Source organism: Streptomyces huiliensis, assembly GCF_020037025.1.
In the GTDB taxonomy this organism is placed as follows: Bacteria; Actinomycetota; Actinomycetes; order Streptomycetales; family Streptomycetaceae; genus Streptomyces; species Streptomyces huiliensis.
In genome coordinates this window covers 16301-42667 of the sequence record NZ_JAIQLH010000061.1, presented here as the reverse complement: position 1 = coordinate 42667, position 26367 = coordinate 16301, and the positions used below count along the sequence as shown (strand labels likewise).

Below are 26367 nucleotides of genomic sequence, written 5' to 3'. Positions count from 1 at the left end.
GGGAGCCGGGAGCCGGGAGCCGGGAGCCGGGAGCCGTCGTGGCGGCATGCCGGAATGTCGGCAGGTCGGAATGTCGGCAGGTCGGCGTTCACGCGAGAACGGCCGGCGCGCGGCCGTCACGGGAGTCCTCGACGCCTCTCAGGCCGCCCACCCCGCCCCCGTCTTCGGACTCGACCCCGAGTGGCTGCTCCACCAGGGCCGACCGCTCGCCACGGCGACCGTCCTCTCCCACCCCGAACAGCTGCGGCGCCTGCGCGCCGCCTGCCCCGAGGCGGCTCCGACGGCCGTCCTCGCGGGTGACCCCTGTTACGACCGCATCCTCGAAGCGCTCCCCCAGCGCGACCGCTTCCGTCGAGCGTTCGGCGTCACCCCTGGTCAGCGGCTCGTCATCCTCAACTCCACCTGGGCGCCGCGCGCGCTGTTCGGTGACGAAAGAGAAGGGGGAGACGGTGATCGACTCCCCTGGCTGCTGTCCAAGCTGACCTCCGAGCTGCCCGCGGACGAGTACCGGACGGTCGCCGTCCTGCACCCCAACATCTGGTACGGGCACGGCCCCGGCCAGGTCCGCGCCTGGCTGGAGCGGGCGCGTCGGGCCGGGCTGACCCTGGCCGACCCGCTGGAGGACTGGCGGCAGGCCCTGATCGCCGCCGACTGCGTCATCGGCGACCACGGCAGCGTCACGTACTACGCCGCGGCCATCGGCCGGCCGGTGCTCCTCGCCTCCTTCCCGGAAGCCGATCTCGACCCGGACTCGCCGGTGGCCGCGCTCGGCCGGACCGCGCCGCACCTGCGGGCGTCGGACGACCTGCGGCACCGGATCGCGGAGGTGATCGAGTCCCACGACCCGGGCGCCTACGCCGTGTTGGGCGAGCTGACGAGCTCGACACCGGGCCGCTCGGCGGCGCTGCTGCGGAACGTCCTCTACCGGATCATGGACCTCCCCGAACCGCCCGCACGCCCGGCGCTCCTCGACCGGCTACGGCTCCCCGCCCACCAGCCGGCCGTACGGACGGCCCCGGTCCGCGTCCTCACCCGCGTCCTGCGCACGGACCGGCCCGAGGTCGCCGTCACCCGGTACACCGACCCGGCGTACGAGCCCGAGGACCCGTACGCGGACGCCGCCCACACCGCGGTGCACGAGGACACGTCCGACGCGTCCCTCCTCGGGACCGCCGACGTCATCCTCCGCGCCGGCGACCCCGACGACCCGCGCCTGGGCCCGCCCGCCACCTGGGCCGCCGAGACCGCACGGCTGCACCCGCACTGCGGACTCGCCGCCTACCTCACCGCCCCTGACCAGGGCACCGTCCGCACCCGAGATGGCGACCTGTTGCGTCTGACGGCCGCCCCGGGCGCCGACGGACGGCCGGACCTCTGCGACCCGGCCGCGTACGCGTCGGCCCTGTACGCCTGGCTGAACGAGGGTTACGGCGTTCCGTGCGAGCTGACGGTCGTCACGGGTGCGGTACGGCATCGCGTCGCGGTCGAGCGGGTGCAGGGCTGTTGACAGCTTCGCGGTGGGGGTTCCCCGGCCCCTCTCCCAGAGGGGGCACCCCCATTCACCGTTTCCCGCGAGGGGAACGGCCCCCGCACCCCCAGCCGCCTGCGGCGCGCCTCCCTCGAACGCCGGGCGGGTGTACGGCCCGCCCCGGCGTTCGAGGGCCCCGCGGCGCAGCCGCGATGCCGGGGCCCGGGGCAGCGCCCCAGGAATCGGCGAAGGTGGGGGCACCCCCTCTGGGGGAGGGACCGGGGCACCCTCACTCCCCTGCCAGGCCCGCCCGCACCCGCGCCACCCCGACCGCGTCGCCACCCTTCTCGTACAGTTCCTCCGCCCGACGCAGGAAGAACAGCCTGCGCTCCCCGTCCTCCGCGCAGCGGGCCCGCATCTCGGCGGCGTCCGCCTGCTGGAGCTCGGCCCCTTCGCGGTCCATGACGGCGAGAGCCTCGTCGAGGCAGAGGCGGGCGGCGGCGGGGTCGCCGGCGGCGAGGTGCGTCTCGCCGAGGCTCATGTAGACGCGGCCCTCGTTGTAGAGGTCGCGGACGGGCAGGGCACGGAACATGGCCAGGGCCGTGTGCAGCGTGCGGACGGCCTCCGCGTGCCGGCCGGCGCCGCGCAGGGCGCGGCCGATGTGGTCCTCCAGCAGGGCCAGCCCCCGAGGCACGTCCGTCGCGCCGTCCTCTTCCGGCCCGATGCGCCGCAGGAGTCCCTGGGCCGTCGTGAAGCAGTCCTGAGCCTCCTGCCACCGCCATTGCCGCAGGCGCAGCAGCCCCAGGGATTCGACGGCGGTGGCCTGGCCGCGGAGGTGGCCGGCGGCCCGGTCGGCGTCGGCGGCCTCGGTCAAGGCGCGCTCGGCCTCGTCCCACTGGCCGCGCCCCATGTAGGCGAAGGCGAGCTGGGAGAGCACGCGCCCCTCGGCCCGCGACGCGTCGCCGAACTCCTCGGCGCGGCGGCGGGCGGCCGCGACGCCCCGCCGATGGGTGTCGATCCACTGATCGTGGAACCCGAGCCGCAGGTGCAGCCCCCAGGTGGCCTCGCAGAGCTGCCAGACGAGGTCGTCGTGGCCGAAGTCCTCGGCGGCGCGTACGGCCGCGGCGAGGTTCACGCGCTCGCGGCGCAGCTCGGCGAGGGTGGCCCGGCCGTCGTGGGGATCGCGGTCGGCGGCCGGGGTCAGACCGTCGTAGGCGGGGCCCAGGCGCCAGCGGCCGGGCATCACCCGGAAGTCCGCCGCGGCGGCGAACCGCAGGTACCAGCCGACCGCGCGCCGGACGGACGCGGCGAGCTCGGCGGGGCCGTCCTCGGCGCGGGCCCGCCGCTCGGCGTCCGCGCGGACGAGGTCGTGGAAGCGGTACCGCTCCTCCCCGACCTCCTGGAGGAGGTGGACGCCGGCCAGTTCCTCCAGGAGCACCCGGGCCGCCCCCTCCGTGGTGCCGGCCACCCGCGCGGCGGCCTCCACCCCGGTCTCCGGTCCGGGCCAGAAGCCCAACAGCCGGTAGAGCCGGGCGGCTTCGGGGCTCAGCTCGCGGTAGGCGAGGTCGTGGGTGCGGCGGACGGCGTCCATCCCGTTGTGGTCGTCCATGCCGCCAGGGTTCCCCGAAGGGCCGCCGAGACGCCGTTCCACGGTCTCCCAGCTGAGGTGCGCGCGGGCGGCGACCAGCGCGCCCGTCTCGCAGAGCGCCAGGGGCACCCTCCCGCAGCGCCGCGCGACCGCGGCCATGCGCGCCGCGTCGCGCGCCCCGTCGCGCCGCCCGCCCGCGGCGGCCACCCGCTCCAGCAGCAGGACGGCGTCGGCCTCCGCCAGCGGGTCCAGGGTGAGGAAGCGCGCTCCCGGATCACCGGCGAGGCCGCTCAGCCGGTAGCGGCTGGTAACGATCACCAACGAGCCGGGAGAGGCCGGGATCAGCGGCCTGACCTGGGCTTCACAGGCCGCGTCGTCGAGCAGGACGAGGATCCGCCGCCCGGCGGTGAGATCCCGGTAGAGGTTCTCCTGCCGCTGCGGATCGGCGGGGATCCGGTCAGGAGCCACTCCAAGATCCCCCAGAAGCACGGCCAGTGCCTCCCCGGCCCGGACGGCACCCTCCGCCGCGGGACCGCCCAACCGTACGAACAACTGCCCGTCGGGGAAACGGTTCTTGAGCCGGTGCCCGCAGTACACGGCGGCGGCGGTCTTCCCGATCCCGCCCTGCCCGGTCACCACGGCGACGGCCGCGGCGGCACGCCCGCCGTCCCCGATCATCTCCTCCAGCGCGGCGAGCACCGCCTCCCGATCGGTGAACACCCCACTGACCGGCGGCAGCACCTGCGGCACATGCCGGATCCCGAGGCGCGGTGCCTCGGTCTCCCGCACCCAGGCGAGCAGCTCCCGGGCGAACTCGGGGTGCACCCGGGCCCGCTCACTCAGCCCCTCGGCGACGCGCCGCACCTCGTCGACCCCGACAGGCGGCCCGCCCCCGTCCCCTCCCCCCTCGTCCTCCCCGCTCCGCCGCTCCCGCCTCCGCAACCGCGCGAGCCCCTCGGCGGCCCGCCGCCCCATCTCCCCCGCGGCCCCGCCCAACGCCCCGGACGCGGCCGTCTCCACGGCCCCGAGCACGGCCTCCACACTGATCGGATCCACAGCCCCTCCCCGACTCGACCTGGGGGAACACGCTATCGGTGCCCCCACCACCCCCACACGCCTTCCGCACACCCCGCAACCCCCCACACCTTCGCCCCACCCTCCCCGCCGCCCCCGGAACCCGGTAGGCTGGCCCCGGACCCACGTCCCCCCGCCTCCGTAGCTCAGGGGATAGAGCACCGCTCTCCTAAAGCGGGTGTCGGCAGTTCGAATCTGCCCGGGGGCACCAGGCAAAAGGCCCCCAGCCGATCACGGCTGGGGGCCTTTGACATCCACATCCGACATCAACGACGCCGGTCATCCACGGCCGGGCCGCCTCTTCAACAGCCGGTCCATGTGGCTGATCGCCTCGCGCTGCGTGTCCTGCACGACGTGCGTGTAGACGTCCATGGTGATGCTGATCTGGCTGTGCCCGAGGATCTCCATCACGACGCGGGGCGCCACGCCGGCGGCGGTGAGCAGGGTCGCGCAACCGTGCCGGGCGTCGTGCAGACGGATCACCCGGAGGCCAGCGGCCCGGGCGACGCGGGTGAAGGAGCGGTAGACGTTGCGCGGTTCGACCGGACGTCCCGTGGCGGTGGTGAAGACGTAGCCGGACTCCTGCCACTTCTCCCCCGCCCGCGCCCGGGCAGCGGCCTGCCGCATCCGCTGCCACCGCAGCGGGGCGATGCACATCGCGGGCAGCGGAATGGCACGACGGCGACGGCTCTTCGGATCATCGTCGTAGAGCACGCCGCGTCGGCGCTGTGTCTGCTGGCGGACGTGCAGGACGCGGCCGTCGAGGTCCAGGTCCGCCCAGCGCAGGCCGACGATCTCGCCTCGGCGGAGCCCCATCGCGATGGCGAGCACGAACGCCGCGTAGAGCGGGTCCTTGCGGGCCGCCGCAAGGAAGTCGAGCGTCTCGTCCAGCGTCCACGGGGACAGCTCCCGCGACGCGGTACGCGGCGGCTCGACGAGCGTCCCGACGTTGCGCGTGATCAACTCTTCCCGGCACGCGGAGGTCAGGGCGGAGCGCAACACCCGGTGGGCTTCCTTGGCCGTCGCCGCCGTGGCCTCCCGCTCCAGCCGGACGAGGAAGCGACGGACGTCGGCCACGCCAAGCGCTTCGAGGCGCTTGGTGCCGAGCATGGGCACCAGGTAGAGCCGGACGTGCGTCTCGTACTTGTCGTACGTGCTGAGCTTCCGGCGAGGCTTGATCACGTTGTCCAGCCAGTACGGCAGCCACTCCGACAGCTTGGCCGACCGGGTGGGCACGGGGATGCCGGAGTCGACCTTGTCCAGCAGCTCACGGCGTTTGGTGTCGCACTCGGTCCAGGTCTTGCCATACGCGTACTTGCGGGCGCGGGTGCCGTCCGGCTGGAGCACGTAGACGGCGGCTTGGTAGCGGCCGTCCTTGCGCTTGGTGATCGTCCCCGCGCCGTTGGGGTTGCGCTTGCGCTGCTGTGCCATCACGCGGCCTCGGCGATCTGATCGGCGATGAAGTCGCGCAGGGAGCTGACGGGGATGCGCCGGCACCGGCCCACGGTGATGGACCGCAGACGGCCCGAGCGGATGAGGTCGTAGACGGTCGAGCGGCCGAGCCGGAGCCGGGCCATGACCTCCGGCACGGTCAACAGCAGGTCGTCAGCCATGAGTCGGTTCTCCTTCCGTGCCGGGGGCGGGGTTGCTCGTCGCGGTCAGCCATTCCTCAGCCGGAGTGAGGCCGGTACCGGCGAACGCCCAGTGGGCGATCACGTGCGTCGTCTCCTGGTCGGCCGGGGCCGACTGGGCACGACGCCATGCGGCGCGAGCGTCACGGAGGGCTCCGAGGGTGGTGGAGTAGTGGCGGGTCTTGGTGGAGAAGTGGCCTCGGAAGCCGAGCATGTGGGCCCAGGCGCGGAGGCGGAGGTGTTCGAGGTCGCGACGGGCGCCGAGCGTCCAGGCGGTGCGGATCATCCGGCGGGCATGGTCGCTGAGGTGGACGTTCGCCAGCTCGGCGAGGAAGCGGAGCGGACGGTCGAGGGTGCCCGTCGCCGTCTCGGCGCCCTTGGTGGCGTATTTGGCGATGTAGGCGGCCACCGCGCGGTCGGTCAGGTCGGTACCGCCAGTGAAGTCGGCACCCCGGATCGTCCGGACGTCGAGCTGCCGGCCGAAGGCGAAGGTGTGGCGCCGACCGTCGATCACGGGCCCGGTGACCGAGGCGCGTGCGGCGGCGGCGCGGATCGCGTCGGTCAGCAGGTCGGCCGTCGCCCAGGCGGGCGGGGCGGTCGTGCCGCCGTCCGGGCCGTCCAGCCGGATGACGGCGTGGAAGTGGATGGCGCCGCGTTTCTGGTACTCGGCGACCTTGGCGAAGCTGACACGGGCGTGATCGCGGAAGGAGCGTTGGGTGAGGCCCGCGCGCTTGGCGATCTCGCGGCGGAGGTAGATCGAGAAGCGCCGCCAGAGGGCGCCCGCGTGGGCGTTCCAGAGCACCGCGGCTTCGTAGTCGTACGCGTCGGGGTCCAGGGGCGTCCCGAGTTCGGGGGCGCCAGCGGGGTGGCTGGTGCCGCAGCGGCAGCGGCCGGAGGCGGGGCGGTTGTGGACCGGGCCGAAGCCGGGAGCGGTGAAGGTGGCGAAGACGCGGGGGTGCGTGGCGACCGCTTCCGGGGTGCCCTTCCCGCCGCGCAGTCCTGCGGTGATCAGGTGGAAGGTGTCGCGACGGTAGGTCTCGGCGCAGGCCGGGCAGCGGGTGACGCGGCGGTTGTTGCAGCGGACGAGGAGGTGTCCGGCAGGCAGGGTGTCGGAGGTCATGTGGTGGACGAGGGCGCCGAGTTCGCCGGTCGTGGTGTCGAGGGTGTACTCGTTGCGGTGGCCGCTGAGGCGGATGGGGCGGGTGCAGCCGCCGAGGCCGGAGAGCTGGTTCATCAGGCCGGGCAGCGTGCCGTACGACGCCAGAGCCGCGAGTTCGGGCAGCGGGGGCGGGGTCGTTCGCGGGAAGATGGTTCTCTCCTTTTCGAGTGATCGGGAAGGGGAGCGCGCCACCGGGGCGGCGGATGCTTGGCGGTATCGAGGCCGCCCCGGTGGCTGTGTGGTCAGCGGCGCTGCGAGGCGAGCAGCGAGCGCAGGACGACCGCGACGACGGCCACGGAGACGGCCGCGACGGCGACGGCGGCCAGGAGCGCGGTGAGGACGATGCCGACGGTGACCACGGCGGCGACCGCGCCGGCGCCGATCCCGATCGCGGGAAACGTGCGACGGGCCGGGGCCGGGGGCATGGTGGGCGCAGGGTGGGCGTGCTGACAGGAGCAGGCCGGGGGCGCGTGCACGACGGCGGTCGGCAGGGTGACGGGCTCCGGGAGAGTCGGGCGGAACAGCATGGTTCTCCTCTCAGCGACGGTCGTTGACGATGCCGACGCCGGTCCGGGTGGCACTGTCGATGGCGGGGGCCAGGAAGGTCTGGGCGAGGTAGAAGCCGAAGAGCGCGATCACGAGGACGGCCCACGGACGGATTCCGAGGAACTTGATCGCGGCCCAGGCGATGACGCCCAGGACGAAGACGAGGGGCAGGCTGACGGTCACCGACCGGGGTCCTTTCAGCGGACGGGGCAACGGTGGGTACGGGCGGCCAGCTCGGCGGCGGCGCGGGAGTCGTAGTCGGCCGAGAAGCCACAGCGCGGGGCGGTGCAGGCGGCGGTGTGCTTCTCGCGGCCGCGCCGGTCGTAGGCCGTGCCGACCTGTACGGGTCCGATGCGGATGACGTTGCGGAAGCGGCGGTTGGCGGGCATGCGGCGCTCCTCTCAGAGGCGAGCGGCGATGGCCTCGGCAAGCGGTGCGGGGACGCCGAGGCGTGCGCGCAGGGTCGTGGTGTCGATCGGGACGCCGGTCCGGGCACGGTGTTCGTCGGCGACCTTGCGAGCGTGGTCGACGAGGGCGGCCGGGACGGGTGCCGAAGGCGGCTCGGGGACGGAAACCAGGGGCTCAGGCTCTGGCCCTGGAGGCGTCGGCACGGGTTCGCTCCGGGCCGGGGCGTGGTGGGCGAGGAGCGTTCCGCCGAGGAAGGCGACGGCGGGCCATCCGGCGACGAGGATGCGCAGCCAGGCCGGTACGGCCGAGGTGTCCAGCAGGCCGGAGGTGGCGACGTTCGCCCCGAGGGACGCGGCGAGGGCGATGACGAACCAGCACCACCCGGCCGCCGGGGACGAGCCGGACCGCAGCCGCCGCCAGGCCGCGACGAGCAGCAGGTCGACGGAGACGGGGTAGGCCCAGGCTTTCCAGCCGTCCTGTCCAGCGGCCCGGGCGATGTCGTGAAGGTGGGCGAAGGACAGTGCGGCGGCGATGACGGCCTGGACGAGAACGGGGTCGACGCGGGCCAGGTGGGCGCGCACGGGTGGGCTCCTTCCTGATGCGGGCATGGCGGAGCGAAAGGTGTGGGAAGCGGGAGCGTCAGGCGGCTTCGGCAGCGGCCGGCGCGTGGGGCCGGAACGGCTTGAGCGCGGGTACGTCCGGCACGAGGTCGGCGTGTGCGGCGCAGATGGCGGCGGCATCGCCGAGCGACAGGTACGGCGTACGGATGCGGGACCAGCCGCCGGACGTGTCCCCGGCGACGGCGAGGCCCGGCAGGTCGGGGGCGATGGTGCAGGCGGCGCCGACGGCTTCGGGCGCGATGTCCCCGAGCGCCATTTTCGCGGATGCCTCGTCGTTGACCCGGTGGCAGACGCGGCCGGTGAGCTGGGCCCGGAGCATGGTGGCGCCCTTGCCGAGTTCGGCGCCGAAGCGCTGGCCGCAGATCTCCAGGTAGATACCCGCAGCACGGCCGAGTTGGGCGAGCCGTACGAGGTGGGTCACCATCTCGTCGCGCCGTTCCTCGTCCTTCTTGGTGACGGTCAGGAACAGCTCGGCCACCTCATCGATGAACACGACGACGGGCACCGGCTGTTCGGCTTCCGGCAGTCCCCACACATCGGAGGTGATCTCCTCGTCCGGGGTGTCCGGGGCGATGCCCTGCCGGGCGCGGATCAGGTCGTACCGGTCCTCCATCATCCGGACGAGCACGGGCAGGAGCGCGGCGGCTTCCTCGGAGCTGGTCGCCAGGGCGGACAGCCGAGGAGCGAAGGGCGCCAGCTCGACGCCCCGCTTGCAGTCGATACCGACCAGGGCGACGGGATGCGGGGCCAGGCCGCTGATCACGTTCCGCTGGTACATGGACTTCCCCGACAGCGTCGCGCCGAGCGTGAGCTGATGCGGGATGGTCCGGTAGTCCCGGACGAACGCCGTCGCGTCCTCCCTCAGCGCCACCGGTATTTGCAGGAACCCACCGTCGACATGACGCGGCATGCGGACCTTCCGCAGCACGTCGAAGCCGATCAGCCGCAGCTCGACGACGCCCGGCTTGACCTCGGACACGTACACGCCGTGGACGCCCCAGGCGTGCCGCAGGCGTTCGGCCGAGGCCGCGAGGTCCGCCGGCTCCTGGCCCGGTGCGAGCCGGAGGCGGAGGCGCATCCCGGTCGAGGTCGGCCGGATCAGGCCCCGGCGGGGCGGTACCGGCCGGACCTCACGGCGAGTGGTCGCCCGCACCGCCCACGCTCTGAGGCGGGACGGGGCCACGGTGAGCCCGCACGCGTCCATGACGGAGCCGCACGTGCCGAGCAGGCGAGCGGTCGAGACGGGCAGGCCGACCGTGGACCAGTAGGCCGCCGGGTGCTTTCCCCGGAGGTAGGCCGCCCCGCCGCCGATCGCGACGACCGGGCCGCCCACCTCCAGCAGTGCGAGCGTCTCGTTCATGTCGGCTCAGGCCCCGGCCTGGGCGGGGAAGACCCCGGGCACGACGGCGGTCGCCCGGTAAGCGATGCCGTGCCGCTGCTGGCCGTTGAACACGCTCTCCCAGGGGCGGGCGACCAGGCCGGGCAGAGAGACCGGGGCGCCGAGGGTGAGCCCCTCGGAAACGCCGCTCTCGGGAACGGCGACCTGGATCAGGGACGACTCCCCCGCGTCGATGTAGACGACGCCGATCTTCATCAGGGCCTCGCCAGTGAGGGCGTCCTTGGCGATCTCGCCCGTCTGCCGGTCCTTGACCTTCATCTCCGGCGCCTCGGTGAGCAGGATCGTGGCGGCGGAGGCGTCGACTCGGATGGAACGCATCTGGCTTCTTCTCCTCGTGTGGTGGTGCCGGGGCACGCACTAGGGCCATACCTAGTCGTCTATACAAGTAGCCCGACGAAGCGGCCCCGGCGGAGCGGAACGCGTCCACTGTGGCACAACCCCTGTCCACTCGTCTATACGAGTTTCCCGGTTGGTGTGTACGAGTTGGCGAAGCAGACTGACAAGCCAGCAGGTGGACGGCCGCACCACCCCAACACCTATGTGGCGGGGAGCTGGTAGGAGAGGACGTAGGCGTCGGCGGCCATGACCGTGTCACACACTTCGACGGCCCGGCCCTCGGTGTCGTACGCGGTCCGGATCAGGTGAATGACCGGGACACCGGAGGCGAGTTGGAGCGTCTTCACCTCGGACGGAGTTGGCATCCGGGAACGGATCTCTTCCTCGAAGTGGTCAAGCCGGTGGCCGAGTTCCTCCAGCCGGGCGTAGATGCCGCCGGGGCCGGGGTTGGGTTCGGCGATCGGGGTGTCGCGGGCCAGGTCGAGCGGGATGTACGAGACGGCGAACTCCACCGGGCGGTGGTCGAGCAGGTAGCGCCGGCGGCGGGCCAGCACGCGGCGGGGGCCACCGAGGCGCGCGGAGATGTCGGCGGAGGGCCGTTCCTCCTTCACCTCCAGGCGGTCCACCTCGGGCCGGCTTCCCGCGGCTTCCGCTTCCACCGTGAAGGCCGACTTCCCCTGTTCGCGGTGCCGGCGGGCGAACCGGTCGGAGGCGAGGCGCCGAACGGGCGGCCGAGGCCGGACGAAGACGCCCTTGCCGTGCTCGGAGTGCACCAGGCCCTCACCCTGAAGGATGGAAAGCGAGTTGCGCACGGTCATCCGCGATACGGAGTAGTGATCGACAAGCTCGGCTTCCGAGGGCAGCTTGTCGCCTTCCCGGAAGCGTCCCTTGTCGATCGCCTCACGCAATTGGTCGGCAATCTGGCGAAACACGGCACGATCGCTGGTCGGGTCCAGCGCGCCGAGCAGGCCGGATGGCAGGGCGGCCATCTGCACTCCTTCAGGTATCTAGACGAGCAGCTGAGTCCAGTTGCTACGGTGGAGAGCCTAGCCAGCCAAAAGGGGACCGAGGAACGTGAGCACAGAGCGCCCTCACTCCGTGAGCGTCGCCGGGATCATCGTCGACGACCAGGGCCGCGCCCTGCTGATCAAGCGGCGGGACAACGGCCACTGGGAGCCGCCCGGTGGAGTACTGGAGGCCGGGGAGACGATCCCCGACGCCCTTGAGCGCGAAGTGCTCGAAGAGACCGGAATCAAGATCGCGACTCCGGCGGTCCTGACTGGCGTGTACAAGAACATGACCGGCTTGATCGTCTCCCTCGTCTTCCGCTGTGAGGCGATCGACGGGAACCCGACCACGGGCGCCGAGACCCGGGCACTGCGCTGGGCGACGCGCGACGAGGTCGTGGAGCTTGCCGACGAGGCGTACGCGATACGCGTCCTGGACGCGCTCGACGCGGCGAACCCGCCGGCCGTCCGAGCCCATGACGGCGTGCGACTCGTCTAGCTGAAATCCACTACCCATAGCGGCCTACCAGCACAAAGGAACTTGTATGGATGAGTATACGAGTGAGGCGCGGGTCTGGGGGCTCACTTGCCCAGGTTCCGTGGAAGAGGTCGGACGCGTTCGGCGCTGGACGCGCGACGTGCTGCGGCACTCGCCGTACGCCGGGGACGCCGAGGTGATCGTGAGCGAGCTGAGCAGCAACGCCGTCCTGCACACCGCGAGCGGCTGCCGGGTCGGGCACTTCCACGTCGCCCTGTGCGTGTCCGAACACGTCATCGCCATCTCCGTCGCGGACGCCGGCGGCTCCCCCACCAGACCGGTGATCGGGCACCCGCAGCCGACCGCGTCCAGCGGCCGGGGCCTGTCCCTCGTCTGCTGCCTCGCGACCAGGACGACGGTCCGCGGGGACCGGAGGGGCCACACCGTGACCGCCGAACTCGTGACCACCCCGACAGCCATGGGAGAAGAGCGATGAAGCAACGCAACTCGTCGGCCTTAAAGGGCGGCTACTGGTGCTCCTGCACCGTCGTCTTCGGCGGCGTCACCGACGGCCCGAAGCTGGTCACGGCCTTTGACGCGCGGAGCGCGGCCGAAGCCGTCATCGGCGTCATCGTGGCCATGGAGATGATGGCGACCGCCCCGGAGGAGAAGGAGGCGGCAGCCGCCCGGGCGTGGGCCGAGCGGACTCAGGCCGCGTCATCGCTCATCGCGGGCCAGATGTGCACCTACACGGTGACCCGGGGCGAGCTGGAGGTGACGTGGACGATCCGACCGGTCCTCTTCCTCCCTCTGGCCGACCGCTCGAAGTCCCGACTCCCCACCTGCTCTCGGCGGTTCACCACCTACCCTTTCAGACCGCTGTTGCCGTCCCCGCCGACTGAGTAACAACCTTCTCTACGGGTTCAAGGCGGCTCGCTCCGCTCGCCGCGCGCGGCCCGGCTCCCCCGGGCCGCCGCTCCTGTCTCCGCCCCGCTCCGGCCCGGGTCCGCCAGGCCGCGCGGCTGAAGCGGAGAGCCACTTTCCCTCAGAACGGATGCCTCCGGCGGGGGCGCTCAGACTCCGGGATGGCGGGGGGCCGGCGGGCGGGTGCGGGTCGCATGGGGTTGAGGGGGGAGCTGCCATCCCGTCCGCCGTCGCCCCAGGCGAAGCCGAGCAGCCTTGGCCCGGGGCGTCCAGGTCGTTCGTCCAGCCGGGCGCTCCACCTGGACGCCCCGGGCCAAGCCCGCTCCACATGCGTGTGGGACGACGGCAGACGGGATGGCAGCGGGGCCATCTGTGGCCGCTGACAAATACCCTCCTCGACATTCAGTACTAACGCAGGCTGCCAGTTCGCTCCACCAAGTCCTCCCGAGCAACTAGCAAATGCTCTAGTCTGCTTTGCACGACATCCTCCTGCCGTTTTGAACCGTCCTGCAGCCACGCAAAAGCAAAGGGTATTTCATGTCCGAAGCGTCGAAAGATAACCTCCCAACCTCACTAGACGTCGAGCAGATCCGCAAGATCGAGCAAGCCTTCAACTTCAAGTTCTGGAAAGCCATCGAAAATTTCATCGTATTCCACTCGGACGAACCCCTTAAACGAGAAATCAAGATGCCTGCCGACATAGCAATCGAGGTCCACCAAGCCCTCGACTGCGGCGCCGAGAGGATGACAGAACATGTAGGCTGGATAAATCCCAGCAAAGGCTTTGCAGAATTTGAAATAAATCAATCCAGATTCAACTTCGCCAGAACTCGGCTAATCGAACAAATTAAACTCGACCGGCACCCATGCCTGCATACACATGCATACGAACCGCCCTTCTGGGAAGATGAAGAGAGAGACCTTATCCACCCCATAATTCGCGTAACATCAAGCGACGGCTCCACCTGCATTGAAATATCCCCGAATTCCGCCCTGTGTACGCCATTTTTCCTTCGGCAAATTCAGGATGACGAGCGAGAGCGGCCCCGGACCCAAGAAACCCTAAAAGTTCACCTTGGTGGAGTAACCGGGAAAGAGGACCTCATAAGGCGGTCTCGCGAGCTGGCACAGTCCTTTCTTTTTGAACTAGATGCCCGAAATGGACTCACCTACTCTTTGCGCCCTAGGCGGGACATCTTGCCGCAACGACGACGTGCAAGGGATTTTAGCTACACGGTCAGATTCCCAAAGACGCCCGTACCTGACAACGTAGCAATGCTATTTTCCACCCCCGGAGATTTCGCAACACGAGGGAATCGCACACTGTCGTACCTCTCCTACTACCAAATCCTTGAGTACTACCTTCCCGCAGTCCATCGGCGCGAAACCCTGAGGAAGGTACGCCGAATTCTACGTTCTCTTGACTTTGATGAGGAGAAAGATTCGTCTGTGCTCCAGATTCTTAACTCTGTAGAGCGGTCGCGCGGAGCCAGCGAGGGGGACCAACTCAGGACACTGCTAGAGGAATGCGTTCAAGGGGGAAAGCTACAAGAGTTCTTCTCGATCGATCACGGCGGCCACTTCAGCAATAAGGGTCCGATTTCAGGAGTTCCTGCAATTAACCTGAAAAGCGGCGAGTCCCTGACTTCCCAAGTAGCCAAGCGAGTGTACATGCTTCGAAATAGAATCGTTCACGCCAAGGATGACATCCGCTACGCCGAGTCTAAAGTCCTACTCCCATTGAGCAGAGAGGCCATGACGCTCTCCCCAGATATAGAACTTGTCAGACTCTTGGCCATCGAGGTAATTTCCGATAACCGCTGAATGGCCTTTATTCGAGCTGCGAGTCACATGCAGCGCCTGAGCTAGTGTCCTGCGCCGGACAAAACTCCGATGATCATACCGGCCGAGAGCGGTCGACCTTACTTGATCGCCCCCCTCACCCACCGCCTACTCGGTACCAAGGGGCAACGGCTATGTGGATCACTCGGGCTGACATCAACACCTGACATCAACGTCCACGGAAAAGGGCGACCTCAGACACTTGGCGTTAACAGGCCTCACATCAATTGAGGTCGTGTACCGGATGGCCGACTGAACTCCTAAAGCGGGTGTCGGCAGTTCGAATCTGCCCGGGGGCACCGGCGCGAAGGGGCACCCAGGAACGTTCCTGGGTGCCCCTTCGGCGTGTGTCGGCCGTCGGGCCGGTGATCGGTGCCTGGTCGCCGGCGGTGTCCCGGTGGCCGGGGTGCGGCGTCTCAGCGGGAGAAGGCAGCGGCTGACACGTCGCGTTCCAGGGTTGCGCGGTGGTGGGCGTAGGTGGCGATGGCGGAGACCTTGATCAGTAGGCAGAAGCGGTCGGTGGTGGCGATGCGGCGGGCTACCCGGGCGTACTCCCGGCGGAGGTAGTGGATGGCCGCCAGGTTGGCCGTGGAGCTCTGGCCGCAGACCAGGAAGACCGGCTTGGTGGACTCGGTGGGGGTGAACTTCGCTACGAGGACGTACTCCTGGTTCGCGTGGTCGAAGAGGTATTTCTCTCCGCCCACTTCGATGGCGGTGGAGTCCGGGCTCGTGGTGTCGAAAGGGTGGAGGGTGACGCCGGGGAGGTGGGCGGCGAGGTGGCCGCCGGTGCGGAGGTTGGCGCCGCCCTCCGGGCCGCCCACGCAGAACTCGGTGCGGTCGCCGTTGCCGCCGCGGAAATCCCCGGACTCGACGACGACCTCGCAGCCCAGTTCGCCCGCGAGCAGGGTCAGTTCCACGGCGGCGCGGATGTCCGGGTAGGTCGCCGTTCGGGGCGAGTTGTACTTGTTTCCCAGGACGACGAGGCAGGTCTGCCCGGGCCGGACGCCGAAGAACCGGGCTCTCCTGTTCACCGCCCGCGTCCGCTTGGTGCGTTCCCACAGCCATACGAAGGCGCCGCCCAGGAAGCTGGTCACCAGGCCGACGGCGATGTTCTCCAGCAACGATTGCATCGGGTCCCCCTCGCCTTCGCGGCCTCCGCGTCAACCCCGTGCGCGGCGGCCGCGGCGGGGGGCTCCAGGGTAGCGGCGAGGCGGCAGGGTGATCGTTTTCGGGACTGTGCCGGGAGGGCGGACGCTTGGGACGGGACGTTGGGCGGCGGGGGTTCTTGCGGGGGGTCGCCGCGCTGGGGGCCGGGGTGGCCGGGGTCGGAGTGGTGGGGCGGGGTGCCTGGGCTCGGGATGAGGTGCCCGGGGAGTTCGCCGGGCGGGACGTCGCCGTGGTGCCCACCCGGGAACGGAGGGTGGCTTTGACGTTCGACTGTGGGGGTGGGGATCAAGGGGTTGAGGAGGTGCTGGGGGCGCTGGGAGACCAGGGGGTGCCCGCGACGTTCTTCATGACCGGGCGGTTCGCCTCCGCGTACGGTGACGCCGCGCGGCGGATCGCCCGGGCGCATCCCGTGGGCAACCACTCCATGACCCACCCGGCGTTCCCGGCGCTGGCCCGGGAACAGCGGGTGGACGAGGTGCGGTCGGCCTCGTACGCCGTCGAGCGGGCGACCGGGCGGCCTCCCGTGCGGCTGTTCCGGTTCCCCTACGGGGAGGTGAACCGGGAGTGCGTCGCGGACGTGAACGCCGAAGGGTACGTCTGCGTCCGCTGGACCGTGGACACGTTGGGGTGGAAGGGGGCCGCCGCGGGCGTGGGTACCGAGGTCGTCGTCGAACGGGTACTGGGGGCCCTCGTCCCCGGCGCCATCGTGTTGATGCACGTCGGACGGACCAGTTCCGCCGATCCGTCGACCGTCGACGTCAGCGCGCTGCCCACCCTCATCCGGGCGATCCGTCATCGCGGGTACGGGTTCATGTCACTTCGCGGGCTGCTCACTCCCGGGCCCGCGTAGGTACGGCGGTCTGCGGTAGTCGGAGGGGGGTGAGGGGTGGGGGAGGTGAGGTGGAAGGGTCGCTTCCGTCCCGCAGTTCAGGTTCTCCGCCATCGCTCGGGTCGTCGCGTGGAGGATGGTCATGAACGCGCGCGTGCGGTCGCGGCCGGGCGGGCCCGCGTAGGCGCTTCCGTTCCTGTGCAGTTCCAGGGACGCCGCCACCACCGGGAAACCCGAGCCGCCCACGCCCCGCCCGCAGCGGAAGGCGATGGAGCCCCCGTCCGGTCCCGCCTCGCCGTAGAGGCCCACGCGGTAGTACGCGTGGTCCGCGCCGAGGCGGTCCGGCCAGTTCGTCCAGCGGTCCGGGTGGGTGAACTCGATCGTGAACAGGGGGTCTTCCTCGTCGTCGTCCCCCGCTCCCCGCACCGCGCACAGGAGGGAGCGCGACTCGTTCACTCCTTCTGATGAACGGAGGCGGGTCGCCGTCCGGTCGGCGGTCAGGGTCGCGTCGTCGCGGAACTCCCGGGCCCCGAGGAGTGATTCGACCGCCCGGGCCGCCTCCGGCGTCAGGGTTCCGCCGCAGACTCGGGATGCGGGAACGGTTCCGTCGCTCCCTGAAGGGGACGTGCAGGCCGCCGTCCCCGCCACCGCGCACACCACCGCCCACCACAGCAGCCGGCGCCGGCCGTCACGGCGTGTACGGGCGGCGGCCCCGGAAGGTGTCGGTGGCCGTCCCGGTGCCGAGGTACGCCTGCTTGAGGCGGTCGGAGAGGGTTCCCGTGGAGTCCATGGCGTCGGCACCGGTTCCGTACCGCCTTTCGTAGGTGGGGAGGTCGAACTGCTCGGCGGTGCGGCCCAGGGAGGAGGTGCCGGTCTCGAAGAGGGCGGTGGAGTCGACCGGCGCGGGGAGGTGCGGGCCGCCGAAGACCGCGTCGTTGTGGAAGACCTTCGCGAACTCGGTCGCGCCGCCCATCGCGATGGGCACGATCAGGCCCCAGGGACCGGACTTCCCGACGATGCCGACGATCTGCTGGCTCACCCAGGGCGCACTGGCGCTGTAGCCGACGCGCGTCCAGTTCGTCGACTCCTGGAAGGCGGCCTGGGCCTGCGCCTTGTCGTGCTGGTACGTCGCCTCGATCTGGGCCGCCCGGGAGTGGTCGAGGATGCCGCGCACCTCGGCCTCGGTGAGGAGGGCGCGCCGGGCGTGGGCGTACTGCTCGACGCCGTCGGCCGGCGGGTTCTGGGCGAACCGGTCGACGGTGTAGAGGTGTTCCGCCTGGTTCATGACGGCGTGGGACTCGGGGTTCTGGCCGAGGACGCTGAGGAAGTCGATGGCGCCCTTGTTGCCGAAGTCGGCGCGGCCCTTGTAGGCGGCGGGGAAGGCGTCGGAGTTGCGCAGTCCGCCGTGTTCGGGGTCGCGGTGGTCGGAGTCGCCGAGACCCGAGACGTTGTAGTTGAGGTCGTCGACGTAGGCGCCGCCCATGACGCCCAGGCTGGTGGCCATGGCGGGCTGGTCGTGGAGGAGGCGGGGGCCGTCCTTGCCGCCGTAGACCTGGACGACCTGTTCCATCACGTCTGCGGTGGCGGCCGTCCGCCGGTCGCCGCCGGTGCTGAAGATCTCCGGGTCCTTGCCGGAGAGTTCGGCGGCGTCCCAGGAGTAACCGGTGGTGGCGGCGGTGAGGGCGTGGCCCAGGGCCTCGTGGCCGACGAGTTTGCGCGGGTCGCCGGAGGTGTGACCGTCGAAGATCCAGTTCCGCTTCTCCGTGAGGTAGGAGAAGTGCGGGTTGACCGCGTCCTTGTCGCCGCCGGCGGGCTTCTCGAAGAACTTCGTGGCGGCCTCGGGGTTGTGCCCGAGGCCCTCCAGGAAGCCGGCCACCGCGTCGTGCCCGCTGTCGCCCCGCCGCCGGCCGATCAGATTGAGGGTGTCGGTGTCGGCGGTGTTCGACCAGTAGGCGAAACCCTTGCGGGTGTTGTTCTTGGCGTCCCAGTCCAGGAGCCGGTTCCCGTAGGTGTCGAGGAACCGGCTGTCGTAGGTGCCGGTCCGCATGAGGTTGCTCATGATCTGGAACCCGTAGGGGTGCGTCGTCCCGCCGCTGTCGACGCGTTCGGGGCCCAGCCGGATGATGCCGTCCTTCCACTCCCGCATGGCGGGGGCGTCGGAGTGCGAGGCGGTGGCGAGCGTGGTGCCGAGGCCGCGCTGGAGGCTCTCCGCGGCGGGCCACCACACCTTTTCGTCGATCTTCGTGCCGGGCTGGTCGCGGTTGCGCGGGTGGGTGGCGTTGAACCACAGCTTCAGGGTCTTCTCCGGGCCGAGCCGGGTGGCGAACGCCTCGGCGAACTCGGGGACGTTGCCGTGCCGGGCCATCACCTCGGACAGCTGCCGGAGCTGGTCCGAGGTCATCTTCCCGTTGGGGACGCCGCTGAGCCGGACGGCCTGGTCGAGGTCCTCGTCCGTCGCCTTGCGGGCCTCGGCCAGAGTGTCGTACGCCTTCGCGTTGAAGCCGCGGTCCTCGCCGTTGACGTCCGACGTCAGGGCGGCGGTGAGGGCGCTGTCCGCCCGTCCCGCCTGTTCGACGGCGTTGCGGGTGCGCTGCCGGTAGTGCTCGAACGTGTCCTGGTACGCCTTGGTGAGGGCGGCCCGGTGCCGCTCCTCCTCGCCGCCGAGCTCCAGGTAGAGGGAGCCGTCGGCCTTGTTGATCCGCAGGTGCTTGTGTCCGGCGAGTTCGTGCTCGATGGCCTCCAGGGCCTTCCGCGCCGCGGTGAACTGCCGGAGCCCCTCGTCCATGACGTTGTAGACGTGCAGCGATTCCTCGACGGCGGCGCCCAGCTGCTTCTGGACGCGGGCGAACTTCTCGCCGGCCGCCTGCGCCGCCTCGCCCTCCCAGGCGGGTGATTCGAGGCCGCGGGTGACGAGGTTGTAGAAATTCAGCTGGATCTGCTGGAAGTTTCCCGGCGCCTGCCGCCATTTCGCGACCGCTTCGCGGAGCGGCCCGAGGTCGGCGTTCCGGACCTCTCCGTATCCCAGGGGCTCGGGCATCAATGCTCGCCGCCGTCCGTGCCGTTGCCGCCGTGCGTGCCGTTGCCACCGCCGCCGTTGCCATTGCCGCCGTTGCCGTTGCCGTTGCCGCCCAGGGAGCGGGCGTGTTTACGGTCCTCGGCCCGGAAACCGTCCGCCGCGGCGCTCAGCGCCTTGGCCGTCTCCGTGAACTCGCCCTTCACATAGGCCATCTGATCGAGCCAGCGCTCCTGGAACGTCTTCAGGGCCTCGTCGGCGGTGAAGCCCCTGAGCGTGCCCGGCACCTCCCCCGTCTCCCGCATCACGTCGTCGTCCGCCTTGAGGAACTGGCCGCGGACCTCCTCCGCCTTTCCGGCGCGCGTTTTCAGTACCGAGGCCGTCACTTTGAGTTTCCCCGCCGCCGCACCCGTACCCGTACCCATCGTGCCCCCGTTTCCCTCCTCACCTCCCGCACTGGCGAGGCGCAGGGCCGCCGGATCGGACGCGGCAGCCCGCGGAATCCCGAATTTCGCCCACTTCTCCTCGTATGACATGCGTTCCCCTCCCGGATTCCCGGTTGCCCGGCTTCCCCTCTGCCTTCCGTTCGGCGGCTTCACCTCGGGCGTATCCGGATGCGAAAGAGGCCCGGAAAGAACCCGCCAAGTAGCGGAAGGTAAATACCGAAGGGGACGGAACGATGACGTCCGTCCGACCGCCGGCTGGACGGGCGGTGTGGCGCCCCGAAGCCCGGCCCGGCGGCCGGCTCGCACGCCCCCGACGCCCATGACCCGCGCGCGCTTTCGCGGGGGACGCGGAGGAATCGACCGAAATTCGACCAAGCGTCAGGACACACCCAACACTTCCGCCACCGCCGCCCCGCCCCGTACGCTGACGGCCGTCCTCCAGTTGAAGATCGCCTCCCGGGAACCGTCTGATGATGCCGATAACGGAGGCCGTGTCCCTGGGCCTGGCCGCGGGCACGGCCACCGCCGCTGTGATCGCCGCGCCGCTGCTGATCCGCGCCCGGCGCCTGACGGCGCGGCTGCGCGGGGAGCTGGCGGCCGCGACGGAGTACGGGTCCCGGCTGGCCGAGCGGCAGCGCGTCGGGCGGGAGGAGCTGGAGCACCTGACCGACGTCCGATTGCCCGCGGTGCTGGAGGGCGTCCCGGAGGCGGACGTTCCGAAGGCGCTGTACGCCGCCCCCGACGGCGATCCGGAGGCCGCGGTTCTCGCCGCCCGCCACGAGGCGCTGCTCACGCGGACGGCGGCGGCCATCCGGGCCAGGAAGGGCCTGGAGGAGTCCGGGCGCGCCGCGTTCCTGGTCATGGCGGACCGCATCCAGGTGATGGCCCTGGCCCAGCAGCAGGGCCTCGACGTGCTGGAACAGAGCGCCGAGGACCCGGTCCTGATGGCCGGTCTGATGCGTGCCGACCACGCGGCGGCCCAGCTGGCCCGGCAGGCGCAGACGATGAAGGTGCTGTGCGGCGCGTGGCCCGGGCGGCAGTGGCCGGAGGCGGTGTCGCTGCTGGACGTGGTGCGCGGCGCGCAGTCGCGGATCCTGGAGTACCAGCGGGTCCGCGTGCAGGGCGCGCGCGACGCCGCCGTCGAGCCGCGCGCGGTCGAGGCGCTGATCCACGCCGTCGCCGAGCTGCTGGACAACGCCACCCGCTACTCGCCCCCGACCGTGACCGTGCTCGTGGGCATCCGGCCGGTGCACAGCGGTGCCGTGATCGAGATCGACGACGGCGGTCTGGGCATGACGGAGCAGGCCCTCGCCGAGGCCGAGGTGCGGCTCGGCGGCGGCGCGGCGGCGGAGGGCCGCGGCCTGGGCGCGAAGCCGCAGCTCGGCCTGGCCGCCGTGGGCATGCTGGCCCGGCGGTACGGCTTCTCGGTGAAGCTGGACTCGCCGTCGGCGTACGGGGGCGTCCGGGCCGTCGTCCTCGTCCCGTCCGCCCTGCTGACCCAGGGGCCGACGGCCCCGGCCACCCCGGCGCCCCCGCGCGCGCCGGGGCTGCGGGAACAGGCCGAGCGGGACAGGGCCGAACGGGACCGGACGGAGCGGGACCGGGCCGAACGGGACCGGACGGAGCGGGAGCAGGCGGAGCGGGACCGGGCCGAACGGGAACAGGCGGAGTGGGAACAGGCCGAGCGGACGCGGCGCACGCCGCCGCCGGCCGACGCGCCGGAGCACCGGGCTCCCTCCGCACGCCCGGGCCCGGTGCCCGCCCAGCACACGCGGCCCGAGCCCGCGGCGGGCCAGGACGGAATCACCGAGGCCCGGGCCCGCAACGACCGGTACGACGCCGAGGACACCGCCGGCCCGTACGACGTACCCGTCATCCAGAAGCCCGCCACCCAGAAGCCCGCCACCCCGAAGTCCGCCACCCCGGAGCCCCCCGCTCCGGAACCCCCCGCCATCACCCCCGGCGGCCTCCCGCGCCGCCGCAGCCGGCGCGCGGCGGCGGGCCCGGTCCCCGGTTCCGCGCCCCGGACGCCGGCGCCGGAGCCCGTCCGGTCGCCGCAGCAGGCGGCGGCGTTCATGAGCAGCCTGCAGGCGGGGACGCGGCTGGGCCGGGAAGAGGCGGCGGCCGCGGCAGCGCCGGCCGGAGCCGGCACGGCACCGGAAGCGGAGGCGGCGGAAGCCGCGCGAACACCGCAGGCCACAATGGCTGCGGAGGCGACGGGTCCGGTCGTGCCGTCAGATGTCGCCGCACCGGAGACACTCGACGGCACGTCAGTGGCCGGAGCGGCGGAACCGGCGCGGCCCCGTGAGCCGAACGACAGCGAAAGGGAATCGCGTTGAGTACGAACGGGAATCTGGAGTGGCTGCTCGCCGACATCCTGCGGGTGCCCGCGGTGCGGCACGCGCTCGTCGTGTCCCGCGACGGGCTGCGGCTGGCCGGTTCGCCGGACATATCCACCGATGACGCCGACCGCCTCTCCGCGGTCTGCTCCGGCCTGCTCTCGCTCGGCCACGAGGCCGCGGCGCAGCTGGCGGGCGACGGGAGCGCGCCGCGCCAGGTGATGGTGGAGTTCGACGGCGGCTTCCTGTTCCTGGTGGCGGCCGGACCGGGCGCCTCGCTGGCCGTGGCCACCGCGGCGGACGTGGACGCCGGGCTGGTCGCGCGGGAGATGCAGCACATGGTGGTGCGGATAGGGCAGCACCTCAGCAGCCCGCCCCGCGCCCGTACCGCCACTCCGTGAGCGGCCCGACGGGCGCGGGGCCGGTACGCCCCTACGTGATCACCGGCGGCCGGGTCGCCCCCTCGCGGGACAGCCTCGCGCTGGAGACGCTCGTGGTGGCCGCCGAGTACACCGGGGTGACCGGAACACCCGGGGTCACCGGAACACCCGGGGTCACCGCGACGCCCGGGGCAACCGGGACATCCGGGCCCCTCGGGGAGCACGCGCCCGACCTCAGCCCGGAGTGCGCCGAGATCCTGGACCTGTGCGTCCGGCTGCTGTCCGTGGCGGAGGTCGCCGCCCACCTGCGCCAGCCGGTCGCGGTGATCAAGGTGCTGCTCGCCGACCTGCTCGACGCCGGCCTGGTCGTCGCCCGTCCCCCGGTCACGGCCGCCGACCGGCACGATCCCGCCCTGCTGAAAGAGGTACTCGATGGACTCCGCCAACTCTGACGGCGGTCGCTACCTACCCCCCACCGTGCGCACGTCCGTGAAGATCGTGATCGCCGGCCCGCTGGGCGTGGGCAAGACGACCCTCATCGGCTCGCTCAGCGAGATACCGCCGCTGCGCACCGAGGAGACCATGACGCAGGCCGGGCAGGGCGTGGACGACGTGCTGCCGGGCAAGGCCACCACCACCGTGGCCATGGACTTCGGGCGGATCACCCTCAACCGGCAGCGCGTCCTCTACCTCTTCGGCACCCCCGGCCAGCCGCGCTTCTTCCCGCTGTGGCGGCATCTGACACACGGCGCGCTCGGGGCGCTCGCGCTGATCGACACGCGGCGGCTGGAGGCGAGCTTCGACGTCCTCGGGCACCTGGAGGACCTCGGCGTCCCGTTCGCCGTCGCCGCCAACGCGTTCCCGGACGCGCCGGTGCACCCGCCGGACGAGCTGCGGGAGGCGCTGGACCTGCTGCCGGACACCCCGGTGATGCTGTGCGACGCCCGCGACCGGGCGTCGAGCGCGCGGGCGCTGGTGACACTCGTCGACCACCTGTACACGGCCGCGGCCGCCGCGTCGCTGGAGGCACCGGCGTCATGACCGCCCCGATACCGGAGGTCCCGGGCACCTCGCGGCACCCACACGCCTCGGAGTACCCGGAGGCCCCGGCGTACCCCCCGGCCCCGAGCCTCCCGCCGGGCCCCCCGCCCGGCTGCCCGGCCCACCGGCCGGCGGCCGGGGCCGCCCCCGCCGCCGCCCTCTACGGCCAGGTCCTCACCGGCGACACCCACGCCCTCTACGAGCGCCTCCGCCGCGAGCACGGCCCGGTCGTCCCCGTCGAGCTGGAACCGGGCGTTCCGGCCTGGCTGGTGATCGGCTACCGGGAGCTGCTGGAGGTCACCCGCAACGAGGAGTGCTTCTCCCACGACTCGCGCCGCTGGCGGGCACTGCGCGAGGGCCTGGTCCGCCCCGACTCGCCGCTGCTGCCGATGATGGGCTACCGGCCGACCGTACTGTTCGCCGACGGCCCCGAGCACCGCCGCCTCTACCGAGCCGTGAGCGACGGCTTCGCCCGCCTCGACCAGCACCGGCTGCGCCGCAGCATCGCCCAGCTGTCGAACATGCTCCTCGACGCGATCGCCCCGCGCGGCGAGGCCGACCTGCTGGGCGAGTACGCGCTCCAGCTGCCGCTGTGGGCCGCCTCCCGGATGCTCGGCCTCCCCGACGCGATCGCGCCGGAACTCATCGCCGCCGTCCGCGGGATGGTGGACAGCGGTCCGGAGGCGACCGCCGCCAACCAGGCGCTCCAGCGGATCCTCGGCGACCTGGTGCGCCGCAAGCTGGCCGAGCCGGGCGACGACCTCACGTCCTGGCTGCTCGGGCATCCCGAGGGGCTGTCGCCCGAGGAGGTCCTGCACCACCTGGCCGTCATCATCGTCGCGGGCAACGGCCCGGCGGCCAACTGGACCGCCGCGACGGTCCGGCTGCTGCTCACCGACACCCGCTTCCGCACGCACGTCACCGGCGGCCGGCTCACCGTCGACGCGGCCCTCGACGAGGTGCTGTGGCGGGACGCGCCCGTGCAGAACTTCCCGGGCCGCTACGCCACCCGCGACCTGCGCTTCGGCGGGCAGGACGTGCGCGAGGGCGACGCGCTGCTGCTCGGCCTCGCCGCCGCCAACCACGACCCGGCCGTGCTGCCGCCGGACGGCCAGATCGTCCCCGGCAACCGCTCCCACCTGGCGTTCGGCGCGGGCCCGCACACCTGCCCGGCCCGCGACCAGGCCCGGGTGATCGCCCACACCGCCGTCGACACCCTCGTCCACCGCCTGCCCGACATCCGGCTCGCGGTGCCCGCCGGGGAGCTGTCCTACCGGCCGTCCCCCTGGGCGCGCGCGCTGACCGCCCTGCCCGTGCGCTTCAGTCCCGTCGCACCGAGCACCGCCACCAAACACCGCACAGCCGCCGCTGGAGGCCCGTCATGGACGACATCCGCACCGACGACGCACCGCCCATCCGCCTGGACGTGACCGGAGCCGACCTCCACGGGGAGGTCCGGCGGCTGCGCGACGCCGGTCCCGTCGTCCGCGTCGAGCTGCCGGACGGGATACCCGCCTGGGTGGTCACCCGGCACGGGCTGCTGCGCGACCTGCTCACCGACCCGCGCGTCGTCAAGGACCCCGTCAACTGGTCGCTGCTGCGCGACGGTTCGGTGCCGGAGGGCTGGCCGCTGATCAACTTCGTCGCGCCGGCGGGCATGGTCACCGCCGACGGCGCCGACCACCGGCGGCTGCGCACCCTGGTCACCCAGGCGTTCACGCCCCGGCGCATCGCCGGGATGCGCGCGCCCGTCGAGGCCAACGTCCAGGGGCTGCTGGACCGGCTCGCCGCGCAGCCACCCGGCCCGGTGGACGTACGGGCGCTGTTCGCCTACCCGCTGGCCATGCGGACGATCGGCGACCTGCTCGGCGTCCCGGAGGAGCGGTACGACGAGTTCCGCGCCCTCTCCGCCAGCCTGACCAGCAGCGCGACCGGGCCCGAGGAGGTCCTCGCGACCCGCCGCCGGCTGCTCGGCCTGCTCGCCGCGCTGGTGGCCGAGAAGCGGGCGGCGCCCGGCGAGGACATCATCAGCGACCTGATCGCCGCCCGCGAGGACGCCGACCGGCTCTCGGAGGAGGAGCTCATCGGCACCCTCCTCCTCATGCTCGTCGCCGGCCACGGCACCACCCTCAACCTCGTCACCAACGCGGTACGCGCCCTGCTCACCCACCCCGAGCAGCTGGCCCGCGTCCGCTCCGGCGACGTCCCCTGGTCGTCGGTGGTCGAGGAGACGCTGCGCTGGGACTCGCCCGTCGCGCACTTCCCGATGCGCTACGCCAAGGAGGACATCCCGCTGGCGGGCGCGGTGATCCGGCGTGGCGACGCGATCCTCGCCTCGTACGTGGCGGCGGGCCGCGACCCGGAGCAGTACGGGCCGACGGCGGACGCGTTCGACGCCGAGCGCGAGAACAAGCGCCACCTCACCTTCGGCCACGGCGCCCACTTCTGCGTCGGCGCCGCGCTGGCCCGGCTGCAGGCCGAGACCGCCCTGCCGGCCCTCTTCGCCCGCTTCCCGGACCTCTCCCCGGCCACCGACCCGGAGGACCTCCTTCCGCTCCCCTCCTTCATCAGCAACAGCGTCCGGTCGCTCCCGGTGCTGCTCGGCTGAGCCGCCTACGGGCGGGGCCCCACCCATGACATTCGTCCTGCCCGATCCCCCACACCCGGCCCTG

Annotated in this window: 27 protein-coding genes and 1 tRNA gene; 13 read left to right on the top strand and 15 right to left on the bottom strand. The window is 71.8% G+C overall.

The features are described 5' to 3' along the window. Nucleotides 1–70: 70 nt before the first annotated feature. Nucleotides 71–1507, top strand: coding sequence for a CDP-glycerol glycerophosphotransferase family protein (locus tag JNW98_RS13485; RefSeq protein WP_372459237.1), 1437 nt, complete (start codon nucleotides 71–73; stop codon nucleotides 1505–1507). A 250-nt stretch (nucleotides 1508–1757) separates the two neighbouring features. Here the strand turns inward: JNW98_RS13485 and JNW98_RS13480 are convergent, their stop codons facing one another. Continuing rightward, nucleotides 1758–4112: a tetratricopeptide repeat protein gene (locus JNW98_RS13480; RefSeq protein WP_223768419.1), complete on the bottom strand. Its 2355-nt coding sequence runs from the start codon at nucleotides 4110–4112 to the stop codon at nucleotides 1758–1760. Between the two features lie 153 nt (nucleotides 4113–4265). Between JNW98_RS13480 and JNW98_RS13475 the strand changes: the two genes are divergently transcribed. Beyond that, nucleotides 4266–4341, top strand: a tRNA-Arg gene (locus JNW98_RS13475). A gap of 68 nt (nucleotides 4342–4409) precedes the next feature. On the opposite strand, the gene JNW98_RS13470 is transcribed toward JNW98_RS13475, so the two are convergent. The 10 genes from JNW98_RS13470 to JNW98_RS13425 all read right to left on the bottom strand — a co-directional run bounded on the left by JNW98_RS13470 (nucleotide 4410) and on the right by JNW98_RS13425 (nucleotide 11218). Then, nucleotides 4410–5561 carry a tyrosine-type recombinase/integrase gene (locus JNW98_RS13470; RefSeq protein ID WP_223768418.1) on the bottom strand — a complete coding sequence of 384 codons (1152 nt, stop codon included), beginning with the start codon at nucleotides 5559–5561 and terminating at the stop codon, nucleotides 4410–4412. Beyond that, nucleotides 5561–5743 (bottom strand): helix-turn-helix domain-containing protein, encoded by a 183-nt coding sequence (locus JNW98_RS13465; RefSeq protein ID WP_223768417.1) that lies wholly within the window; start codon nucleotides 5741–5743, stop codon nucleotides 5561–5563. Before JNW98_RS13465 ends, JNW98_RS13470 begins: the two co-directional genes overlap by 1 nt. Further along, nucleotides 5736–6995: a replication initiator gene (locus JNW98_RS13460; RefSeq protein WP_223768416.1), complete on the bottom strand. Its 1260-nt coding sequence runs from the start codon at nucleotides 6993–6995 to the stop codon at nucleotides 5736–5738. The genes JNW98_RS13465 and JNW98_RS13460 overlap by 8 nt, the downstream gene beginning before the upstream one ends. 167 nt (nucleotides 6996–7162) lie before the next feature. Further along, on the bottom strand, nucleotides 7163–7447 hold the full coding sequence (locus JNW98_RS13455) for a DUF6251 family protein (protein WP_223768415.1): 285 nt from the start codon (nucleotides 7445–7447) through the stop codon (nucleotides 7163–7165). A 10-nt stretch (nucleotides 7448–7457) separates the two neighbouring features. After that, nucleotides 7458–7649, bottom strand: coding sequence for a hypothetical protein (locus JNW98_RS13450; RefSeq protein ID WP_223768414.1), 192 nt, complete (start codon nucleotides 7647–7649; stop codon nucleotides 7458–7460). A 14-nt stretch (nucleotides 7650–7663) separates the two neighbouring features. After that, nucleotides 7664–7855: a mobile element transfer protein gene (locus JNW98_RS13445; protein ID WP_223768413.1), complete on the bottom strand. Its 192-nt coding sequence runs from the start codon at nucleotides 7853–7855 to the stop codon at nucleotides 7664–7666. A 12-nt stretch (nucleotides 7856–7867) separates the two neighbouring features. After that, nucleotides 7868–8455 (bottom strand): DUF2637 domain-containing protein, encoded by a 588-nt coding sequence (locus JNW98_RS13440; protein WP_223768412.1) that lies wholly within the window; start codon nucleotides 8453–8455, stop codon nucleotides 7868–7870. 58 nt (nucleotides 8456–8513) lie between these two features. Further along, nucleotides 8514–9854: an FtsK/SpoIIIE domain-containing protein gene (locus JNW98_RS13435; protein ID WP_223768411.1), complete on the bottom strand. Its 1341-nt coding sequence runs from the start codon at nucleotides 9852–9854 to the stop codon at nucleotides 8514–8516. A gap of 6 nt (nucleotides 9855–9860) precedes the next feature. After that, nucleotides 9861–10211 carry an SCO3933 family regulatory protein gene (locus JNW98_RS13430; protein ID WP_223768410.1) on the bottom strand — a complete coding sequence of 117 codons (351 nt, stop codon included), beginning with the start codon at nucleotides 10209–10211 and terminating at the stop codon, nucleotides 9861–9863. 218 nt (nucleotides 10212–10429) lie between these two features. Next, nucleotides 10430–11218: a GntR family transcriptional regulator gene (locus JNW98_RS13425; protein WP_223768409.1), complete on the bottom strand. Its 789-nt coding sequence runs from the start codon at nucleotides 11216–11218 to the stop codon at nucleotides 10430–10432. Nucleotides 11219–11327: 109 nt separating this feature from the next. Here JNW98_RS13425 and JNW98_RS13420 point away from each other — a divergent pair, with 109 nt between their 5' ends. From JNW98_RS13420 to JNW98_RS13405, 4 genes are all read left to right on the top strand, one after another. Continuing rightward, nucleotides 11328–11735, top strand: coding sequence for an NUDIX hydrolase (locus JNW98_RS13420; protein WP_223768434.1), 408 nt, complete (start codon nucleotides 11328–11330; stop codon nucleotides 11733–11735). A 46-nt stretch (nucleotides 11736–11781) separates the two neighbouring features. Further along, the gene (locus JNW98_RS13415; protein ID WP_223768408.1) at nucleotides 11782–12210 is read left to right on the top strand and encodes an ATP-binding protein; all 429 of its coding nucleotides are present in this window, start codon (nucleotides 11782–11784) and stop codon (nucleotides 12208–12210) included. Further along, nucleotides 12207–12620, top strand: coding sequence for a hypothetical protein (locus JNW98_RS13410; RefSeq protein ID WP_223768407.1), 414 nt, complete (start codon nucleotides 12207–12209; stop codon nucleotides 12618–12620). Before JNW98_RS13415 ends, JNW98_RS13410 begins: the two co-directional genes overlap by 4 nt. Before the next feature lie 555 nt (nucleotides 12621–13175). Continuing rightward, nucleotides 13176–14462: a hypothetical protein gene (locus JNW98_RS13405; RefSeq protein ID WP_223768406.1), complete on the top strand. Its 1287-nt coding sequence runs from the start codon at nucleotides 13176–13178 to the stop codon at nucleotides 14460–14462. A 434-nt stretch (nucleotides 14463–14896) separates the two neighbouring features. Here the strand turns inward: JNW98_RS13405 and JNW98_RS13400 are convergent, their stop codons facing one another. Then, on the bottom strand, nucleotides 14897–15610 hold the full coding sequence (locus JNW98_RS13400; RefSeq protein WP_223768405.1) for a hypothetical protein: 714 nt from the start codon (nucleotides 15608–15610) through the stop codon (nucleotides 14897–14899). Nucleotides 15611–15795: 185 nt separating this feature from the next. Between JNW98_RS13400 and JNW98_RS13395 the strand changes: the two genes are divergently transcribed. Then, nucleotides 15796–16497, top strand: coding sequence for a polysaccharide deacetylase family protein (locus tag JNW98_RS13395; protein ID WP_308015592.1), 702 nt, complete (start codon nucleotides 15796–15798; stop codon nucleotides 16495–16497). Here JNW98_RS13395 and JNW98_RS13390 read toward each other — a convergent pair. From JNW98_RS13390 to JNW98_RS13380, 3 genes are all read right to left on the bottom strand, one after another. Continuing rightward, nucleotides 16462–16932, bottom strand: coding sequence for a hypothetical protein (locus tag JNW98_RS13390; RefSeq protein WP_223768404.1), 471 nt, complete (start codon nucleotides 16930–16932; stop codon nucleotides 16462–16464). The two genes, JNW98_RS13395 and JNW98_RS13390, sit on opposite strands and share 36 nt — an antisense overlap. A 232-nt stretch (nucleotides 16933–17164) precedes the next feature. After that, nucleotides 17165–19513, bottom strand: coding sequence for a hypothetical protein (locus JNW98_RS13385; protein WP_223768403.1), 2349 nt, complete (start codon nucleotides 19511–19513; stop codon nucleotides 17165–17167). Continuing rightward, entirely contained in the window at nucleotides 19513–20025 is a 513-nt protein-coding gene (locus JNW98_RS13380) for a hypothetical protein (protein WP_223768402.1), read from the bottom strand. Before JNW98_RS13380 ends, JNW98_RS13385 begins: the two co-directional genes overlap by 1 nt. Before the next feature lie 380 nt (nucleotides 20026–20405). Between JNW98_RS13380 and JNW98_RS13375 the strand changes: the two genes are divergently transcribed. From JNW98_RS13375 to JNW98_RS13350, 6 genes are read left to right on the top strand one after another with little or no spacing between them, the layout of a single operon-like run. Then, a complete protein-coding gene (locus JNW98_RS13375; RefSeq protein ID WP_223768401.1) occupies nucleotides 20406–22274 on the top strand; it encodes an ATP-binding protein in 1869 nt (622 codons plus the stop codon). Beyond that, nucleotides 22271–22675, top strand: a complete 405-nt coding sequence (locus JNW98_RS13370) for a roadblock/LC7 domain-containing protein (RefSeq protein WP_223768400.1) — start codon at nucleotides 22271–22273, stop codon at nucleotides 22673–22675. The genes JNW98_RS13375 and JNW98_RS13370 overlap by 4 nt, the downstream gene beginning before the upstream one ends. Beyond that, on the top strand, nucleotides 22672–23106 hold the full coding sequence (locus JNW98_RS13365) for a DUF742 domain-containing protein (protein WP_223768399.1): 435 nt from the start codon (nucleotides 22672–22674) through the stop codon (nucleotides 23104–23106). Before JNW98_RS13370 ends, JNW98_RS13365 begins: the two co-directional genes overlap by 4 nt. Then, the gene (locus JNW98_RS13360) at nucleotides 23087–23695 is read left to right on the top strand and encodes a GTP-binding protein (RefSeq protein ID WP_223768398.1); all 609 of its coding nucleotides are present in this window, start codon (nucleotides 23087–23089) and stop codon (nucleotides 23693–23695) included. The genes JNW98_RS13365 and JNW98_RS13360 overlap by 20 nt, the downstream gene beginning before the upstream one ends. Continuing rightward, a complete protein-coding gene (locus JNW98_RS13355) occupies nucleotides 23692–25125 on the top strand; it encodes a cytochrome P450 (RefSeq protein WP_223768397.1) in 1434 nt (477 codons plus the stop codon). Before JNW98_RS13360 ends, JNW98_RS13355 begins: the two co-directional genes overlap by 4 nt. After that, a complete protein-coding gene (locus tag JNW98_RS13350; protein ID WP_223768396.1) occupies nucleotides 25077–26303 on the top strand; it encodes a cytochrome P450 family protein in 1227 nt (408 codons plus the stop codon). The genes JNW98_RS13355 and JNW98_RS13350 overlap by 49 nt, the downstream gene beginning before the upstream one ends. The last annotated feature ends 64 nt before the right edge of the window (nucleotides 26304–26367 follow it).